The organism is Cellulosimicrobium sp. SH8 (assembly GCF_025818875.1).
In the GTDB taxonomy this organism is placed as follows: domain Bacteria; phylum Actinomycetota; class Actinomycetes; order Actinomycetales; family Cellulomonadaceae; genus Cellulosimicrobium; species Cellulosimicrobium cellulans_D.
The window spans coordinates 57,174-73,325 of sequence record NZ_JAMXMH010000004.1 but is presented as its reverse complement, the minus strand read 5'-3'; the positions used below and the strand labels follow the sequence as shown (position 1 = coordinate 73,325).

Annotated in this window: 13 protein-coding genes; 5 read left to right on the top strand and 8 right to left on the bottom strand. The window is 73.3% G+C overall.

Annotated features, from left to right (window positions below; all coding sequences use genetic code 11):
* The first annotated feature begins 108 nt into the window (after nucleotides 1–108).
* Complete coding sequence (locus NF338_RS06975) at nucleotides 109–354, top strand: type II toxin-antitoxin system Phd/YefM family antitoxin (protein WP_264030111.1); 246 nt, start codon at nucleotides 109–111, stop codon at nucleotides 352–354.
* Nucleotides 355–424: 70 nt separating this feature from the next.
* Nucleotides 425–3,340, top strand: a complete 2,916-nt coding sequence (locus NF338_RS06970) for a cation-translocating P-type ATPase (protein WP_264030110.1) — start codon at nucleotides 425–427, stop codon at nucleotides 3,338–3,340.
* Here the strand turns inward: NF338_RS06970 and NF338_RS06965 are convergent.
* Both NF338_RS06965 and NF338_RS06960 read right to left on the bottom strand, forming a co-directional pair.
* Nucleotides 3,249–4,412, bottom strand: a complete 1,164-nt coding sequence (locus NF338_RS06965; protein ID WP_264030109.1) for a glycosyltransferase family 2 protein — start codon at nucleotides 4,410–4,412, stop codon at nucleotides 3,249–3,251. The two genes, NF338_RS06970 and NF338_RS06965, sit on opposite strands and share 92 nt — an antisense overlap.
* Nucleotides 4,412–5,485 (bottom strand): phosphodiester glycosidase family protein, encoded by a 1,074-nt coding sequence (locus NF338_RS06960; protein WP_264030108.1) that lies wholly within the window; start codon nucleotides 5,483–5,485, stop codon nucleotides 4,412–4,414. The genes NF338_RS06965 and NF338_RS06960 overlap by 1 nt, the downstream gene beginning before the upstream one ends.
* A gap of 152 nt (nucleotides 5,486–5,637) precedes the next feature.
* Here NF338_RS06960 and NF338_RS06955 point away from each other — a divergent pair, with 152 nt between their 5' ends.
* The 3 genes from NF338_RS06955 to NF338_RS06945 all read left to right on the top strand — a co-directional run bounded on the left by NF338_RS06955 (nucleotide 5,638) and on the right by NF338_RS06945 (nucleotide 8,322).
* Nucleotides 5,638–7,404, top strand: coding sequence for an FAD-dependent oxidoreductase (locus NF338_RS06955; protein WP_264030107.1), 1,767 nt, complete (start codon nucleotides 5,638–5,640; stop codon nucleotides 7,402–7,404).
* Nucleotides 7,401–7,757, top strand: a complete 357-nt coding sequence (locus NF338_RS06950) for a rhodanese-like domain-containing protein (protein WP_264030106.1) — start codon at nucleotides 7,401–7,403, stop codon at nucleotides 7,755–7,757. The genes NF338_RS06955 and NF338_RS06950 overlap by 4 nt, the downstream gene beginning before the upstream one ends.
* Before the next feature lie 292 nt (nucleotides 7,758–8,049).
* A complete protein-coding gene (locus NF338_RS06945; RefSeq protein ID WP_087472270.1) occupies nucleotides 8,050–8,322 on the top strand; it encodes a metal-sensitive transcriptional regulator in 273 nt (90 codons plus the stop codon).
* A 96-nt stretch (nucleotides 8,323–8,418) separates the two neighbouring features.
* Here NF338_RS06945 and NF338_RS06940 read toward each other — a convergent pair whose 3' ends face one another.
* The 6 genes from NF338_RS06940 to NF338_RS06915 all read right to left on the bottom strand — a co-directional run bounded on the left by NF338_RS06940 (nucleotide 8,419) and on the right by NF338_RS06915 (nucleotide 16,133).
* Nucleotides 8,419–10,530, bottom strand: a complete 2,112-nt coding sequence (locus tag NF338_RS06940; protein ID WP_412846294.1) for an ABC transporter ATP-binding protein — start codon at nucleotides 10,528–10,530, stop codon at nucleotides 8,419–8,421.
* Nucleotides 10,527–12,260 carry an ABC transporter ATP-binding protein gene (locus NF338_RS06935; protein WP_264030105.1) on the bottom strand — a complete coding sequence of 578 codons (1,734 nt, stop codon included), beginning with the start codon at nucleotides 12,258–12,260 and terminating at the stop codon, nucleotides 10,527–10,529. Before NF338_RS06935 ends, NF338_RS06940 begins: the two co-directional genes overlap by 4 nt.
* A gap of 129 nt (nucleotides 12,261–12,389) precedes the next feature.
* Nucleotides 12,390–13,181 carry a TetR/AcrR family transcriptional regulator gene (locus tag NF338_RS06930; RefSeq protein WP_264030104.1) on the bottom strand — a complete coding sequence of 264 codons (792 nt, stop codon included), beginning with the start codon at nucleotides 13,179–13,181 and terminating at the stop codon, nucleotides 12,390–12,392.
* A 234-nt stretch (nucleotides 13,182–13,415) separates the two neighbouring features.
* Entirely contained in the window at nucleotides 13,416–14,729 is a 1,314-nt protein-coding gene (locus NF338_RS06925; protein WP_264030103.1) for an SPFH domain-containing protein, read from the bottom strand.
* A 65-nt stretch (nucleotides 14,730–14,794) separates the two neighbouring features.
* A complete protein-coding gene (locus NF338_RS06920) occupies nucleotides 14,795–15,265 on the bottom strand; it encodes an NfeD family protein (protein WP_318782992.1) in 471 nt (156 codons plus the stop codon).
* Nucleotides 15,266–15,344: 79 nt separating this feature from the next.
* Nucleotides 15,345–16,133: an ABC transporter ATP-binding protein gene (locus tag NF338_RS06915; RefSeq protein WP_264030102.1), complete on the bottom strand. Its 789-nt coding sequence runs from the start codon at nucleotides 16,131–16,133 to the stop codon at nucleotides 15,345–15,347.
* Between the last annotated feature and the right edge of the window lie 19 nt (nucleotides 16,134–16,152).

Genomic DNA, 16,152 nt, shown 5'->3' with positions numbered 1-16,152 from the left:
CGGTCCGGGCATCACGATCTGCGGCGGCACCGAAGGTGTCTCGTGAACGGCACCCGGACCCTGCATCACCGGCCCTACCCTGGTGCCAGGGACGACGGGAGGTGGCGGATGGACTGGACCATCGACGAGGCCCAGCGGGGCCTGGACGCTCTGCTCCGCGCGGCAGAGGACGAGCCGCAGGTCGTGACGAAGGACGGGACGGCAGTCGCCGTGATCATCGGGATCGACCTGTACCGCGAGATGGTCGGCGCCGGCACCGGGCTCGCGGAGCACCTTCTCGCCGCGCCCGTCGGCGACGATCTGGAGATCGTCCGGGACACGAGCCCGCTTCGGGAGGTCCTGCTCGACGCGTGAGCCCGGCCGTGGCGCGGCTCACGGTCTTTCGTCTCTCGCGCGATCCGGGCATCGGGGGTCGAATAGGGGCATGGGATCCGCGCCGGACGCAGCATCGACCCCCGCCACGACGGTCTCGTCGACCTCCGCAGGCACGGCCGAGCGGCCGCTCGACGTGCCGTGGTCGCGCCCGCCCGACGAGGTCCTGGCCGAGCTGGGCACGGACGCGGGTGGCCTCTCGAACGCGGACGCCGCGGCACGGCTCGCGGCGGTGGGGCCCAACCGGCTGCCCCCGCCGCAGCGCGACCCGCTGTGGAAGCGGATCCTCGTCCACTTCGACGATGTCCTCATCTACATCCTGCTCGTCTCGGCGGTGCTCAAGGCGATCCTCGGCGACTGGGTCGACTTCACGGTCATCCTCGCGGTCGCGGTCATCAACGCGGCGATCGGGTTCATCCAGGAGGGCCGCGCGGAGAGCGCCCTGGAGGGCATCCGCAACATGCTCTCGGTCCACGCGGAGGTCCGGCGCGACGGTGCGTGGGCGCGCGTGGACGCCGACGACGTCGTGCCGGGTGACGTCGTCCGCGTGCGCTCGGGCGACCGCGTGCCCGCGGACGTGCGGCTGGTCCAGGCGACGAACCTGCGCGTCGAGGAGTCGGCGCTGACGGGCGAGTCGGTCGCGGCGGCCAAGAAGGTCGACGCGGTCGGCGCCGACGCGGGCGTGGGAGACCGGTCGAGCATGCTCTTCTCGAGCACGCTCGTGGCCGCGGGCCAGGGTGTCGGGGTCGTCACCGCGACCGGCACGGCGACCGAGATCGGCCGGATCCAGACGATGATCTCCGAGGTCCGCAGCCTCGCGACGCCGCTCACGCGCCAGCTCGACCGGTTCGGCAAGCTGCTCGCGGTGCTCATCCTCGCGATGGCCGTCGTCATGGTCATCATCGGCCGGGTCTTCCACGACTTCACCGTCCCGGAGCTCATCTCGGCGTCGATCGGCTTCGCGGTCGCCGCGGTGCCCGAGGGCCTGCCCGCGCTCGTGACCATCACGCTCGCGCTGGGCGTGCAGCAGATGGCCCGCCGCCGGGCGATCACGCGCAAGCTGCCCGCGGTCGAGACGCTCGGGTCCGTCACGACGATCTGCTCGGACAAGACGGGAACGCTCACCAAGAACGAGATGACGGCGCGCACGGTCCGCACGAGCGCGCGCACCTTCGCGGTCGCGGGCGCGGGGTACGCGCCCGTGGGAGACGTGACCGTGCCCGACGACGCGTCTCGCCCCGGACCGACCGGCGCACCCGGTGCGGCGGGAGACCCGGGCGACGGACCGGGTTCGGGCACGCGGCACGCGGACCTCGCCGACGACCGCGACCTCGCGGCCCTGGCGACCGTCATGATGTTCTGCAACGACGCGCGGATCGTCCCCGACGCGTCGGACGCCGACGGCTGGCGGCTCGTGGGCGAGCCGACCGAGGGCGCGCTGCGCACGCTCGGCATGAAGGCGGGCGTCGACCCCACGGGGTGGCGGCGCGTCGCCGTCGTGCCGTTCGAGTCCGAGAACAAGTTCATGGCGACGCTCGACGCCGACCCCGACGGCGGCCTGCACGTGCACGTCAAGGGCGCGCCGGACCGCGTGCTCGACCGCTGCGCGACGCAGGTCGGCACGGACGGCGGCACCGAGCCGCTCGACCGCGCGTTCTGGGACGCGCAGATCGACGCGCTCGGCGGGCGCGGGCTGCGCGTGCTCGCCGCCGCCCGGCGGACCGCCGCGGACGGCACGGCCGACCTGGACGTCGACGACGTCGCGGACGGGCTCGAGCTGTGCGGGCTCGTCGGCATCGTGGACCCGCCGCGGCCGGAGGCGATCGAGGCCATCGCCGAGTGCCGCGACGCGGGCATCCGCGTGAAGATGATCACCGGCGACCACGCGGGCACGGCCCTCGCGATCGGCCGCGAGATGGGCATCGTGGACCCGCACGACGAGACCGGGCAGACCGCGGCGCCGGACGTGCTCACCGGCCCGGAGCTCGAGGAGATGAGCACGGAGCGGCTGCGCCAGGTGGTGCGCGACGTCGACGTCTACGCGCGCACGAGCCCCGAGCACAAGATCCGGATCGTCTCGGCCCTGCAGTCGCACGGCGAGGTCGTCGCCATGACGGGCGACGGCGTGAACGACGCCCCCGCCCTCACCCAGGCGGACGTCGGCGTCGCGATGGGCATCAAGGGCACGGAGGCGACCAAGGAGGCCGCGGAGGTCGTGCTCGCGGACGACAACTTCGCGACCATCGAGCGCGCCGTGAAGGAGGGGCGGCGGATCTACGACAACATCCGCAAGTCCGTGCTCTTCCTCCTGCCGACCAACGGCGCGCAGTCGCTCGTCATCCTCGTCGCGGTCCTGTTCGGCCTCACGCTGCCGCTGCAGCCGGTCCAGGTCCTCTGGATCAACATGATCACCGCCGTCACGCTGTCGCTCGCGCTCGCGTACGAGAAGGCGGAGCCCGACGTCATGCGCCGCGCCCCGCGCGACCCGAAGGCGTCGATCCTCGACGGTGCCTACGTGCGGCGCATCCTGCTCGTCTCGCTCCTCATCGGCGGCGCGACGATCCTGCTGTTCTACGTCGAGCGGGCCCAGGGAGTCCCGATCGCCGAGGCGCAGACAACCGCCGTGACGATGCTCGCGCTCGGCCAGCTCGCGTACCTGTTCAACTGCCGGTTCCTCGACCGGTCGAGCCTCACGCTCGACGTGCTCCGCGGCAACCGGGTGATCTGGATCTCGGCCGTGACGCTCCTCGCCCTCCAGGCCGTGTTCGTCTACGCCCCGTTCATGCACTCCTGGTTCGACTCGGCCCCCATCGACGTCGTCGAGTGGGGCAAGACGCTCGGGCTCGCGATCGTCGTCTTCCTGCTCGTCGAGGTGATCAAGTGGATCGGCCGGCGCTGGACCGCGCGCGACCACGTGCCCGCGCTCGTCGAGCGCCACGACGCCGGTCAGCGCGCCGTCCAGGGGTGAGGCGAGCGAACACCACCCGCCGCTGCACCTCGTAGCTCGTCGCGAACAGCGCGGCGTCGGTGCCGACCTTCGCCGCGAGGAGCGGGACGCCGAGACCGGTCAGCAGCGCGAGCAGCCCGTAGCTCGCCGCGAGCAGCACGACCGCGAGCGCCGCGTACCGCACGACGGCGGCGCGCAGCGGGACGCCGCGCCCGCCGGCGAAGACGAGGCGACGGTTCACGGAGAAGTTCACGCCCGCGCTGAGCAGGCGCGCGCCCACCGCGGCCGCCAGGAGCGACCCGGTGAGCGCGTGCAGCACGAGCAGCGCGACGACGTCGACCACGGCCGACCCGAGCGACGACGCGGCGAACCGCAGCAGCGGCACCCACACGCGCAGGGAGTCCGCGACGGGCCGGAAGTGCGAGGACGCGTTGTCGTCGAGGTAGACCGTCGCGACGTCCACCTCGACGATCCGGCGGCCCGTGCGGGTCGCGTCGAGGAGCGCGCGCAGCTCGTACTCGTACCGGTCGCCGCGCACGGCGAGCAGGGCGTCGAGCAGGCCAGGCCCGTAGGCGCGCAGCCCGGTCTGGGTGTCGCGCACGCGCGTCCCCGTCGCGGCCGTGAACGCCCAGCGCGTCGCGGCGTTGCCCACGCGGCTGCGCAGCGGGACGACACCGGCGAAGCGGCGCGCGCCGAGCACGACCGCGTCGGGTTCGGCCTGCGACCGCGCCGCCACGCGCAGCACGTCGAGGACCGTGTGCTGCCCGTCCGCGTCGGCGCACACGACGCCGTGGCCCGGCAGGCGGTCGCGCACCCACCGGATCCCCGTGCGCAGCGCGTGGCCCTTCCCGCGGTTGACCGGCACCGCGAGCACGACCGCGCCCAGCGCGCGCACCGCGCGGAACACTCCCCCGCACCGCCGGTCGCTCCCGTCGTCGACCACCACGACCGGCAGCCCGGGGACCGCGGCGCCCAGCGCGTCCACGAGGGCGACGAGGCGCGCGTCCGGCTGGTACGCGGGGACGACGACGGCGGTCCGGGCGGCGCCCGCGCCGGGCAGCGCTGCGGGGGCGTGCGTGGTCGCGGCGGCCATCACGCACCGTCCGCGACGTAGAGGACGTCGGACGTGCCGCGCTCGCGTCCCTGCGACGGGCTGTTGACGACCTCGCCGTCGAAGTACAGCGTCGAGGATCCTCCGCCGTCGAGGTTGTACGCCGTCGTCGCGCCGAGGTCCTGCAGGATCTCCGCGAGCCCGGTCATGGTCACGCCCCGCGAGTAGCCCTCCTGACGGCCGTCCACGACGACGAGGACGAGGTGGTTCTCGTCGATCACGCCGATCGCGGTGCGCGGCTGCTCCCCCTGGATCGAGTGGTTCCCGACGTTCGTGTCGACCTCGACGTCGTCGATCCCGGCCACGACCTCGCCGTCCTCGACGAGCGCGGGCCCGAACGACAGCGTGTTCCAGACGCCGGCGTCGACGAGGCTCTGCGCGTCGGTCGTCGACTCGTCGTAGACCTCGACGTGGCCGTCGCGGTAGAGCGCCAGGCCCTCGCGCGCGCCCTCGTCGCGGTACACGACGCCGTTGCGGATGACGATGCCCGTGTCGCGGAACCCGTAGTAGTCGCCGTTGATCGCCAGGACCGCGTCGTTGTCGGCGGCGATGTCGGACGTCGTCTCCGTGATGTTCGTGCCGAACGCGTCCTGCGCGAACGCGGAGCGCAGGTCCGTCATGTCGGAGAGCGCGACGTCGGCCACGTAGTACGTCACGGTGTCGTCGCCCGAGCCGGTGGTCACCCGGGAGACCGTGATGCTCGTGCCGTCGGACGTGTACGTGTCGCCGTCGATGCTCGCGCCGCCGTCCGAGGTGCCGGTCGAGCCGCCGTCCGGTGCGCCCGCGCTGCCGTCCGCCGTCGTGCCCTGCTCCGACGCCCCGTCCGCGTCGGCACCCTGCGACGCCTCGTACGCCGACACGTCGGCGATCTCGACGTGCTCGACGACGAACCGGTCCAGCGCCCACGCCGTCGCGCCTCCCAGCGGGAGCAGCACGGCGAGGGACCCGACGAGCGCGACGCGCCATCGTCGTCGGCGCCGGGCGGTGGGCGGGTCGTGCGGGATCTGGTCGTGCGGGGTCGGGGCCGGGGTGCTCGTCGAGGTCGGGGTGCTCATGGTCCGTGTCTACGGAGCGGGTGTGTGCCACTCGGATGGCGTGGCTGTTCGTCGGCTGTGAGCGGCCGCGCCCGCCGCCCCGGACGTCCCGTGACGGACCTCTCAGCCCGACGGTTTGCGTCAAGGGATACCCCCCGGGGTATCGTGAAGTCATGATCACCTCGACTCCTGCTTCGACGACCCGTCCGTCCGACACCCACGGCGCACGCCGCGTCGTGATCGTCGGGGGCGTCGCGGGCGGCATGAGCGCCGCAGCGCGCGCCCGCCGCCTCGACGAGCACGCGTCGATCGTCGTGCTCGAGCAGTCCGACCACGTCTCGTTCGCGGGCTGCGGCCTGCCGTACCAGGTGTCCGGCGAGATCGCGGACCGCGACGCCCTCCTCCTGCACTCTCCCGCGTCGCTGCGCGCGAGCCTCGACCTCGACGTGCGCACCCGGCACCGCGTCACCGCGATCGACCGCGCCGCGCGCACGGTCACCGTCGCCGCCGCGGACGGGACGTACGAGCTCGGGTACGACGCGCTCCTCCTGGCGCCGGGCGCGACCACCGTGCTCCCGCCGGTCGAGGGGATCGACCACCCGGCCGTGCACACGCTGCGGACGATCACGGACCTCGACGCGCTCGCGGGGCGGCTCACGGACCTCGAGGCCGACGTCACCGCCGGGCGCACCGCACCGGTGCGGGCCGTCGTCGTGGGCGCGGGGTTCATCGGCCTGGAGGCGGTGGAGGCGCTCGTCGCGCGCGGGCTCGTGGTCGACGTCGTCGAGCGCGCCGAGCAGGTCCTCCCGCCGCTCGAGCCCGACCTCGCGCCGCTGCTCGCGGACGAGCTGCGCGACCACGGGGTCGGGCTGCACCTCGGGACGTCCGCGACCGCCGTCGTGCCGCGGCCGACCGGCGACGCCCACGCCGTCACGCTCGAGCTCGAGGACGGCACCGCGCTCGACGCGGACGTCGTGCTCGTGAGCGTCGGCGTCCGACCCACGAGCGACCTCGCCGCGGCCACCGGGCTCGCCCTCGGGGAGCGCGGCGCGATCCGCGTCGACGCCGACCAGCGCACGTCCGACCCGCACGTGTGGGCGGTGGGCGACGCGGTCGAGGTCGTGCACGCCGTGACGGGAGCGACCGGCCCGGTCCCGCTCGCCGGACCGGCCAACCGCCAGGGACGACGTGCCGCCGACTCGATGCTCGGCCGCCGCACCACGCCGCAGGCGCCCGTGCTCGGCACCGCGATCGTGCGCGTGTTCGGTCTGACCGCCGCCGTGACCGGGCCGAGCCGCACGACGCTCGCCGCTGCCGGGATCGCGCACGAGCAGGTCCGCGTGCACGCGGCGCACCACGCCGGCTGGTTCCCCGGCGCCGAGCCCGTGCACGTCACGGCGAGCTTCGCTCCCGACGGACGCCTGCTCGGCGCCCAGGCCGTGGGTCGCGCCGGGGTGGACAAGCGCATCGACGTCCTCGCGACGGCGCTGCGCGCCGGGTTCACCGCGGACGACCTCGCCGAGCTCGAGCTCGCGTACGCGCCGCCCTACGGTGCCGCCAAGGACGTCGTCAACATGCTCGGGTTCGTCGCGCAGAACGTGCTCGACGGCACCCTGCCGCAGTGGCACGCGACCGACCTCGACGAGGTCGTCGCGACGTCGCTCGTGCTCGACGTCCGGTCGCGCGCCGAGCACGCCGGTGGCCACCTCGACGGCGCCCTCAACGTGCCGCACACCGAGCTGCGCGAGCGGCTCGACGAGGTGCGCGCCGCCGCGGCGGGGCGCCCGGTCGCCGTGCACTGCGCGAGCGGCGTGCGCTCCTACCTCGCGACCCGCATCCTGCTCGCCGCCGGGCTCGACGCGCGCAACCTCTCCGGCGGCTGGCTCACCCTCACCACCACGCCGCGCGCCGCGCGCGACCTCGAAGGAGTCCCCGCATGATCGACCGCCTCCGCCGCCTCTTCTCCCGCCCCACCGACGACGGCGTCCGCCCGACGGTCGACGCGCCCACCGCGCTGCAGCTCGTCCGCGACGGGGCGACGCTCCTCGACGTGCGCGAGCGCGACGAGTGGCGGTCCGGGCACGCGCCTCAGGCCGTGCACGTGCCGCTCGCCGACGTCTCGACCGCCGGGCCGCGTCGCCTGAAGGACGGCGCGACCGTCGTCGTCATGTGCGCGTCCGGGATGCGCTCGCGCACCGCGGCCCGCCAGCTCCGCTCGCTCGGGTACGCCGCGACGAGCCTGTCCGGCGGGATCGGCGCGTGGCAGGCCGCGGGCGGAGCCGTGCGACGCTGATCCTGCACCACCCGGCCGAGCGCCGACCCCCGCACCCGAACCGCTGAAACCTCCGAACCCCCGAACCCCCGAACCGAGGAGACACACCGTGTGCAGTCCCGCCCTGTGCCGCACGTGCGGCAAGACCACCTGGACCGGCTGCGGCATGCACGCCGACGAGGTCATGGCCGAGGTGCCGCCCGAGCAGCGCTGCACCTGCGGCTGACACCGGCCGCCACCGCTTCCCGACCCCGACGAGCACGCCCCGGCAGCACGCCCGCTGCCACCGCCGAGACGAACGCAGGAGAACACCGTGGAGCTCGACCGCACCGACATGGACAAGGTCGTCAACCGGCTCAAGCGCGCGCAGGGCCAGCTCGCGGCCGTCGTGCGCATGATCGACGAGGGGCGGGACTGCGAGGACATCGTCACGCAGCTCTCTGCCGTGTCGCGCGCGCTCGACCGCGCGGGCTTCGCGATCATCGCGTCCGGCATGCGCCAGTGCCTCACCGAGCCGGCCGAGGACGGCGAGGACCCCACGCTCGACGTGGCGAAGCTCGAGAAGCTGTTCCTCTCGCTCGCCTGAGCCCGGGCAGGTCGCCGCCCGACCGCGGCCCTGGTCGTGCCCGCACGCGGCCCGCGGCGGTCCGCCCTCCGGTGGACCGCCGCGGGCCGAGCCGTGTCAGGCGCCGGCCGGCCGCCCCGCGGGAGCCGCGGCGGCGTCCACCGCGTCGTCCTCCGCCTCGGCGCCGACGGGCGCCGCGAACTGGCTCTCGTACAGCCGCGCGTACGCGCCGCCCGCCGCGAGCAGCTCGTCGTGCGAGCCCTGCTCGACGATCGAGCCGTGCTCCATGACGAGGATCGTGTCCGCATCGCGGATCGTCGACAGCCGGTGCGCGATGACGAACGACGTGCGGCCCTCGCGCAGCGCGTTCATCGCCTGCTGCACGAGCACCTCCGTACGCGTGTCGACCGAGCTCGTCGCCTCGTCGAGGACGAGGATCGCCGGGTCGGCGAGGAACGCGCGCGCGATCGTGAGCAGCTGCTTCTCGCCCGCGCTCACGCTCGACCCCTCGTCGTCGATCACCGTCGCATACCCGTCGGGCAGCGTGCGCACGAACGGGTCGACGTGCGTCGCACGCGTCGCCGCGAGGAACGCCTCGTCGTCGAGCTCCCGGCCGTCCCGCACGCCGTAGCGCAGGTTCTCCTCGATCGTGCCCTTGAAGAGCCACGTGTCCTGCAGGACCATGCCGATGTCGGAGCGCAGGTCGTCGCGCGTCATGTCGCGCGTGTCCACGCCGTCGAGCGTGATCCGGCCCGAGTCCACGTCGTAGAACCGCATGAGCAGGTTGACGAGCGTGGTCTTGCCCGCGCCCGTCGGCCCGACGATCGCGATCGTCTGGCCGGGCTCCACGACGAGGTCGAGGTGCTCGATGAGCGGGGTGTCCGGGGTGTAGGAGAACGACACGTCGTCGAACGCGACGCGGCCGCGCACCGGGTCGACCGTCGCGGCGGGCGACGGGTCCGGCGTCTGCTCCTCGGCGTCGAGCAGGTCGTAGACCCGCTCGGCCGACGCAACACCCGACTGGAGCAGGTTCATCATCGACGCGATCTGCGTGATGGGCTGCGTGAACTGGCGCGAGTACTGGATGAACGCCTGCACGTCACCGAGCGTCATGGTGCCCGACGCGACGCGCAGCCCGCCGACCACCGCGACGATCACGTAGTTGAGGTTCGCGACGAAGCCCATCGCCGGCTGGATGGTGCCGGAGATGAACTGCGCCTTGAAGCTCGCGTCGTACAGGGCGCCGTTCTCGCGCTCGAAGTCGTCGATCGCGGCCTGCTGGTGACCGTAGACCTTGACCAGCGTGTGCCCGGTGTACATCTCCTCGATGTGGGCGTTGAGGCGCCCCGTGGCCGCCCACTGCTGGATGAACTGCGGCTGCGAGCGCTTCGCGATCTGGGCCGTGATGATCACGGACAGCGGCACCGTCACGAGCGCGACCACCGCGAGCAGCGGCGAGATCCAGAACATCACGCCGAGCACGCCGAAGACCGTGAGGACCGACGTCACGAGCTGCGAGAGCGTCTGCGTGAGGGTCTGGGAGATGTTGTCGATGTCGTTCGTCACGCGCGAGAGGATCTCGCCGCGCGGGTTGCGGTCGAAGTACGACAGCGGGAGGCGCCCGAGCTTGGCCTGCACCTCGCCGCGCAGCCGGTAGACGGTGCGCTGCACGACGATCGCCGTGATGCGCCCCTGCAGCCAGCCGAACAGGAACGAGCCGACGTAGACCGCGAGCACCCACGCCAGCACGGTCGCGAGCGCCGTGAAGTCGATGCCCTCGCCCGGGACGAGACCCGGGACACCCGAGACGAGGTCCGCGATCTGGTCCTGCCCCTGGGCCCGCAGCGCGTCGACGGCCTGGGCCTGCGTCACGCCCGCGGGCAGCTGGGACCCGACGACGCCCGCGAAGATGATGTTCGTCGCGTTGCCCAGGAGCTTGGGGCCGGCGACCGCGAGCGCCACCGACACGACGCCGAGGATCACGACGGCGACGATCGGCACGCGCTCGGGCCGCAGCGACGCGGCGAACCGGCGCAGCGAGCCCTTGAAGTCGAGCGCCTTCTCGCCGGGCACCCCCATGCCGCCCATGGGGCCGGGGCCACCGCCGCGCGGCCGTCCCGCCATCCGCGTGGACGCGACGTCGCGGCCCTTCGCGGCGGGCGTGTCCGGGCCGGGGGCGTCCGGGCCCGACGGCGCGGGCGTGCGCGAGGCGTCCTGCTCGCCGCTCATGCTGCCTCCTCGATCGAGAGCTGGGAGTAGACGATCTCCTGGTACGTCTCGTTGGACTCGAGGAGCTCGGCGTGCGTGCCGCGGCCGACGATGCGGCCGTGGTCGAGCACGAGGATCTGGTCGGCGCCGCGGATCGTCGCGACGCGCTGCGCGACGACGATCACCGTGGAGTGCCGGGTACGGGGCGCGAGGGCCGCGCGCAGGCGCGCGTCGGTCGCGTAGTCGAGGGCGGAGAACGAGTCGTCGAAGAGGTAGACCGCGGGGTCGCGCACGATCGCGCGGGCGATGGCGAGCCGCTGGCGCTGGCCGCCCGAGAAGTTCGTCCCGCCCTGCGCGACGGGCGCGTCGAGCCCGCCGTCCAGCGCCTCGACGAACTCGCGGGCCTGGGCGACGTCGAGCGCCTCCCACATCTGCTCCTCGGTCGCGTCGGGGCGGCCGTACCGGAGGTTGTCCGCGACGGTGCCGGAGAACAGGTACGCCTTCTGCGGTACGAGGCCGAGGAGCGAGCCGAGGTCCGCGCCCGTGAGGTCGCGCACGTCGGTCCCGTCGATGCGCACGGACCCGCCCGTGACGTCGAACAGGCGCGGCACGAGGTTGAGCAGCGTCGTCTTGCCGGAGCCCGTCGAGCCGATGATCGCCGTCGTCTGCCCGGGCTCGGCCACGAACGAGACGTCCTGCAGGACCGGGTCCTCCGCTCCCGGGTAGCCGAACTCGACGCCGTCGAGCTCGACGCGGCCGGTGCGCGACGTGAGGGCCACGGGACGCTCCGGCTCGACGACCGTGGCCGTCGTGCGCAGGACGTCCGTGATGCGCTCGGCGGAGACCGCCGCGCGCGGCACCATCATGAACATCATCGTCGACATCATCACGGCCATGAGGATGTACATGAGGTAGGACAGGAACGCGGTGAGCGCACCGACCTCCATGTCTCCGGCGTCGATCTGCCGACCGCCGAACCACAGCACCGCGATGCTCGACGCGTTCATGACGAGCATGACGGTCGGGAACATGAGCGCCATGAGCTTGCCCGCCTTGAGCGAGACGTCGAACAGGGCGTCGTTCGCGACGTCGAACCGCTCGGCCTCGCGCCGCTCGCGCACGAACGCGCGGATCACGCGGATGCCCGTGATCTGCTCGCGCAGGACCGCGTTGATGCCGTCGATCTTCTTCTGCATCTGCCGGAAGTACGGGACCATCCGCCAGATGATGAGCCCGACGCTCACGCCGAGCACGGGCACGATGACGAGGAGCAGACCGGACAGCTCGACGTTCTCCTGCAGCGCCATGACCACGCCGCCGACCAGCATGATCGGCGCCATGACCATGATCGTCAGGGACAGCAGCACGAGCATCTGCACCTGCTGCACGTCGTTCGTCGTGCGCGTGATGAGGGAGGGCGCGCCGAACTGGCCCATCTCCTGGGCGGAGAAGCGCTGCACGTTGGTGAACAGCCCGGCGCGCACGTCGCGGCCGAACGACATCGCGACCCGCGCGCCGAAGTAGACGGCCGCGACCGCGCACACGACCTGGCCCAGGCTCACGAGGAGCATGAGCCCGCCGGTGCGCATGATGTAGGCGGTGTCGCCCTGCGTGACGCCCTGGTCGATGATGTCGGCGTTGAGGCTGGGCAGGTACAGCGACGCGAGCGTCGCCACGAGCTGCAGGCCGAGGAGGATGAGGATCGGTGTCAGGTAGGGACGCAACCGCGTCCGCAAGAGGCTGACGAGCATGGGGTTCCTGTCCGGGTGGGGGCTACGGGACGGGCGGTCGGGCCGTGGACGCTCCCGGCACGCCGGGGGGCTCGAACCGGGAGCGGGGCCGAGCGAGGGCTTCCGCGGGAGGTGAGGCCGGAACGCCCGTCAGGGCGAGGGGTCGGTGGTGACGTCCGCTCCGATGCCGCCCAGGATCAGGTCGGCGAGCTGCACGGCGTCGAGCCTGTCACCGCCCGACAGGTGCGGCAAGGCGTTTCCGAACACCAGGGAGAAGACGGCGCGCGCCGCGAGCCCCGGGTCCACGCGCAGCCGGGCGCGGTGGTCGGCGAGCTTGCGCTCGATCGCCCCGACGATCTCGCGCGCGGAGCGCTCCCGCGCGTCGAACCCCGCGCGTCGCGCGTCCGGGCCGTGACCGGCGCGCATCCGACGCGCGGTGTCGTCACGGAGCTGGCCGTCGGTCCGCGGGTCGCCGTCGGGACCGGCTCCGTGCCCGGACGCCCGGTGCGGCTCGAGCACCTGGTGCGCCGCGGAGAAGATCCGCATGCCGACGCGCTGCGCCTCGAGGAGGAACTCGACGATGCTCACCACGAGGGGGCGCAGGCCGTAGTCGTCGGGGAGGGACTCGATCGCGGCGACCGCGGGCGCCGGGTCGAGCGAACGCACGACGGCGGCGTGGAGGATCTCGTCCTTGTCGGCGAACGCGCGGAACAGCGTCCCCTCGGCGACCCCGGCGGCGTCCGCGATCTGCCGGGTCGTCACGGCCGCGCCGTGCTGGACGAGCAGCGGGATCGTCGCGGCCGCGATCGCGTCGCGCCGCTCCTCGCGCGAGAGCGGGCGGGCGCGCGTGCGCTCGGGAGCGGGTGCGTCCGGGGGCGCCTCGGGCATCACGTCGGACGACGTGTCGGGCGGTGCGTCCGACGGGACGGGGAGCGGTGTCACGAGGGCGACGGTAACTGAGTGAGCACTCACTCGCAACGCCGTCTGCTCACGGCGGAACCCTCGCGCGACCGACGACGCGTCCCCGGCGCGACGCGCGAGAGCCCCGCACCCGGGAGGTGCGGGGCTCTGTGGTGCGGGTCCAGCCCCGCCGCGCGTCACCAGGACGGTGCCGGCGACGCGGGCGTCAGCGCCGCGATGCCGCCGCCGTCGGCCGCCCGGCGCCGACCACGGAGGTCAGCGGTGCGGCGGGAACGACGGCGGCTGCTCGTCGGAGGGCGGCTCGTCCGCCCCTGGCGCGTCCTCCACGGGCGGCGGCGGGGGCGGTGCGTACTGCGACGGGCCGCCCAGCGGGCGCGGCGTCGCGGCACCTGGCTCCGGCGGGCCAGCGCGGTGCTCACCGGCACCGCCCGGGTGCTGGCCGCGCTCCGTCTGCGGGTCGAACGGGAGACCGGAGCGCGTGCCCGCGCTCGTGGCGTCCGCGGTGGCCGCCTCAGCCTGACGACGCGCCTCGGCCAGCGCCTCCGACGGGTCGGTCAGCGACGGCACGCCGAACTTCACGCGGTCGCGCTCGCGCTCGCGGCGCGCCTCGGCGCTCGCCTCGGCGGCCTCCGCGTCCTCGGCGGGCGTCGCGGTCGGCACGCCCCCGCCGTCGATCCCCGGCACGCCGCCGAAGCCCTTGGCGATGGACCCGAGCGCCGCCGTGAACTCCGTCGGCACGACCCACAGCTTGCTCGCGGTGCCGTTCGCGATCTGCGGGAGCATCTGCAGGTACTGGTACGCGAGCAGCTTGGGGTCGGCGTCGCCCTCGTGGATGGCGTCGAACACCTGCAGGATCGCGCGGGCCTCGCCCTCCGCGGTGAGGATCTTCGACTGCGCGTCACCCTCGGCCCGCAGGATCGCGGCCTGCTTCTCACCCTCGGCCGTGAGGATCTGCGACTGCTTGACGCCCTCCGCGGTGAGGATCGCGGCACGACGGTCACGCTCGGCCCGCATCTGCTGCTCCATCGAGCCCTGCACGCTGGGCGGCGGGTCGATCGACTTGAGCTCGACGCGGTTCACGCGGATGCCCCAGCGGCCGGTCGCCTCGTCGAGCACGCCGCGGAGCTGACCGTTGATCTGGTCGCGGCTCGTGAGCGTCTGCTCGAGGTCCATCGAACCGATGACGTTACGCAGCGTCGTGACGGTGAGCTGCTCGATCGCCGTGATGTAGTTCGCGATCTCGTAGACCGCCGACTTGGGCTCGGTGACCTGGAAGTAGATCACCGTGTCGATGCTGACCACGAGGTTGTCCGACGTGATCACGGGCTGCGGCGGGAACGACACGACCTGCTCGCGCAGGTCGACCGAGGCGCGCACACGGTCGATGAACGGCACCAGCAGGTGCAGACCCGGTTCGAGCGTGCGGGAGTACCGGCCCAGGCGCTCGACGATGATCGCGACCGCCTGCGGCACGATGCGCACCGCCTTGACGAGCGCGACGATCACGAAGATCAGGATCAGCGCGAGGACGACGTACGCGAGGATCGTTCCGGGGCTGGGGTCGTTCATCGACTACCTCCTGGTCGTCGGCGCGACCGGTCGCCCGGCGGCGCGGTGCGGGTCGTGCCGGTCGGTCACGACCCGGTCGGGTGCTGCGCGGGCAGCGGCGCGACGACGGCGGTCGCGCCGTCGATCCGGACGACGCGCACCTCCGTCCCCACAGGGATCTGGGGCGCGTCGGGCTCGGTCCGCGCGGTCCAGACCTCGCCGACGAGCTTGACGCGGCCGCCGAACTCGCTCACGCGGTCGACGGCGAGCGCCGTGCGACCCACGTGGGCGGCGACGTTCGTCTCCGTGAGCGGGACCCGCGAGCGCAGGTGGCGCAGGAGCCAGGGCCGCAGCGTGAGCAGCAGGACCGCGCTCACGACCGCGAACGCCACGATCTGCAGCCACAGCGGCCCGCCCGCAGCGTTGACGCCGGCCGCGGCGAGCGAGCCGCCGGCCAGCATGATGAGCACGAGGTCGAGCGAGATGATCTCCACGAGACCGAGGAGCAGCGCCGCTCCGACCCACCACAGCCAGTCCATCTCGACCCCCGTTCCCACGTGCGCGCTTTACGCGTACTTTACCGAATTTCCGCCCGGAGTGCACGCATCCCGACGCACCCGGTCGAGTGCGGGTACGTCACACTCGCGCGGCGCGCGCCATCCAGCGTCCACCGCCGTGCGCGACGAGGAGCGGCATGCCGAACGCGTCGCTGAGGTTCTCGGCCGTGAGGACCTCCTCGACCGGGCCGGCCGTGTGCACGACGCCGTCCTTGAGCAGCAGCAGGTGGGTGAACCCCGGCGGGATCTCCTCGACGTGGTGCGTGACGAGCACGAGCACCGGAGACGCCGGGTCGCCCGCGAGCTCGGACAGCGCACCGACCAGCTCCTCGCGGCCGCCGAGGTCCAGGCCGGCGGCCGGCTCGTCGAGGAGCAGGAGCTCGGGGTCGGTCATGAGCGACCGCGCGATCTGGGTGCGCTTGCGCTCGCCTTCGGAAAGGGTGCCGAACAGGCGGTCCGCGAGGTGGTCCACGCCGAACGCGGCGAGCAGGTCGCCCGCACGCTCCGCGTCGAACTCCTCGTACTCCTCGCGCCAGCGCCCGGTGACGCCATAGGCGGCCGTGAGCACGACGTCGCGCACCGTCTCGTCCCCGGGGATCTGCTCCGCGAGGGCCGCGGACGCGAGCCCGATGCGCGGCCGGAGCTCGAAGACGTCGACGCGGCCCATCCGCTCGCCCAGGATGTCGGCGGTGCCCGCAGTGGGGTGCATCCGCGCGGACGCGACCTGGAGGAGCGTCGTCTTGCCGGCACCGTTGCGGCCCAGCACGACCCACCGCTCGCCCTCGTTCACCTGCCAGTCCACCGCGTCGAGGATGGTCTTGGGGTGACGTCGGACGGTGACGCCCTTCAGGTCGAGAACCGCGCTCATGGTCACCGACCCTATAGGT

Excerpts from the sequence above, each read along its gene's own strand:
- NF338_RS06975 (WP_264030111.1), top strand. The coding sequence starts at position 109 with ATGGACTGGACCATCGACGAGGCCCAGCGGGGCCTGGACGCTCTGCTC.
- NF338_RS06970 (WP_264030110.1), top strand. The coding sequence starts at position 425 with ATGGGATCCGCGCCGGACGCAGCATCGACCCCCGCCACGACGGTCTCG.
- NF338_RS06965 (WP_264030109.1), bottom strand. The coding sequence starts at position 4,412 with ATGGCCGCCGCGACCACGCACGCCCCCGCAGCGCTGCCCGGCGCGGGC.
- NF338_RS06960 (WP_264030108.1), bottom strand. The coding sequence starts at position 5,485 with ATGAGCACCCCGACCTCGACGAGCACCCCGGCCCCGACCCCGCACGAC.
- NF338_RS06955 (WP_264030107.1), top strand. The coding sequence starts at position 5,638 with ATGATCACCTCGACTCCTGCTTCGACGACCCGTCCGTCCGACACCCAC.
- NF338_RS06950 (WP_264030106.1), top strand. The coding sequence starts at position 7,401 with ATGATCGACCGCCTCCGCCGCCTCTTCTCCCGCCCCACCGACGACGGC.
- NF338_RS06940 (WP_412846294.1), bottom strand. The coding sequence starts at position 10,530 with ATGAGCGGCGAGCAGGACGCCTCGCGCACGCCCGCGCCGTCGGGCCCG.
- NF338_RS06935 (WP_264030105.1), bottom strand. The coding sequence starts at position 12,260 with ATGCTCGTCAGCCTCTTGCGGACGCGGTTGCGTCCCTACCTGACACCG.
- NF338_RS06925 (WP_264030103.1), bottom strand. The coding sequence starts at position 14,729 with ATGAACGACCCCAGCCCCGGAACGATCCTCGCGTACGTCGTCCTCGCG.
- NF338_RS06915 (WP_264030102.1), bottom strand. The coding sequence starts at position 16,133 with ATGAGCGCGGTTCTCGACCTGAAGGGCGTCACCGTCCGACGTCACCCC.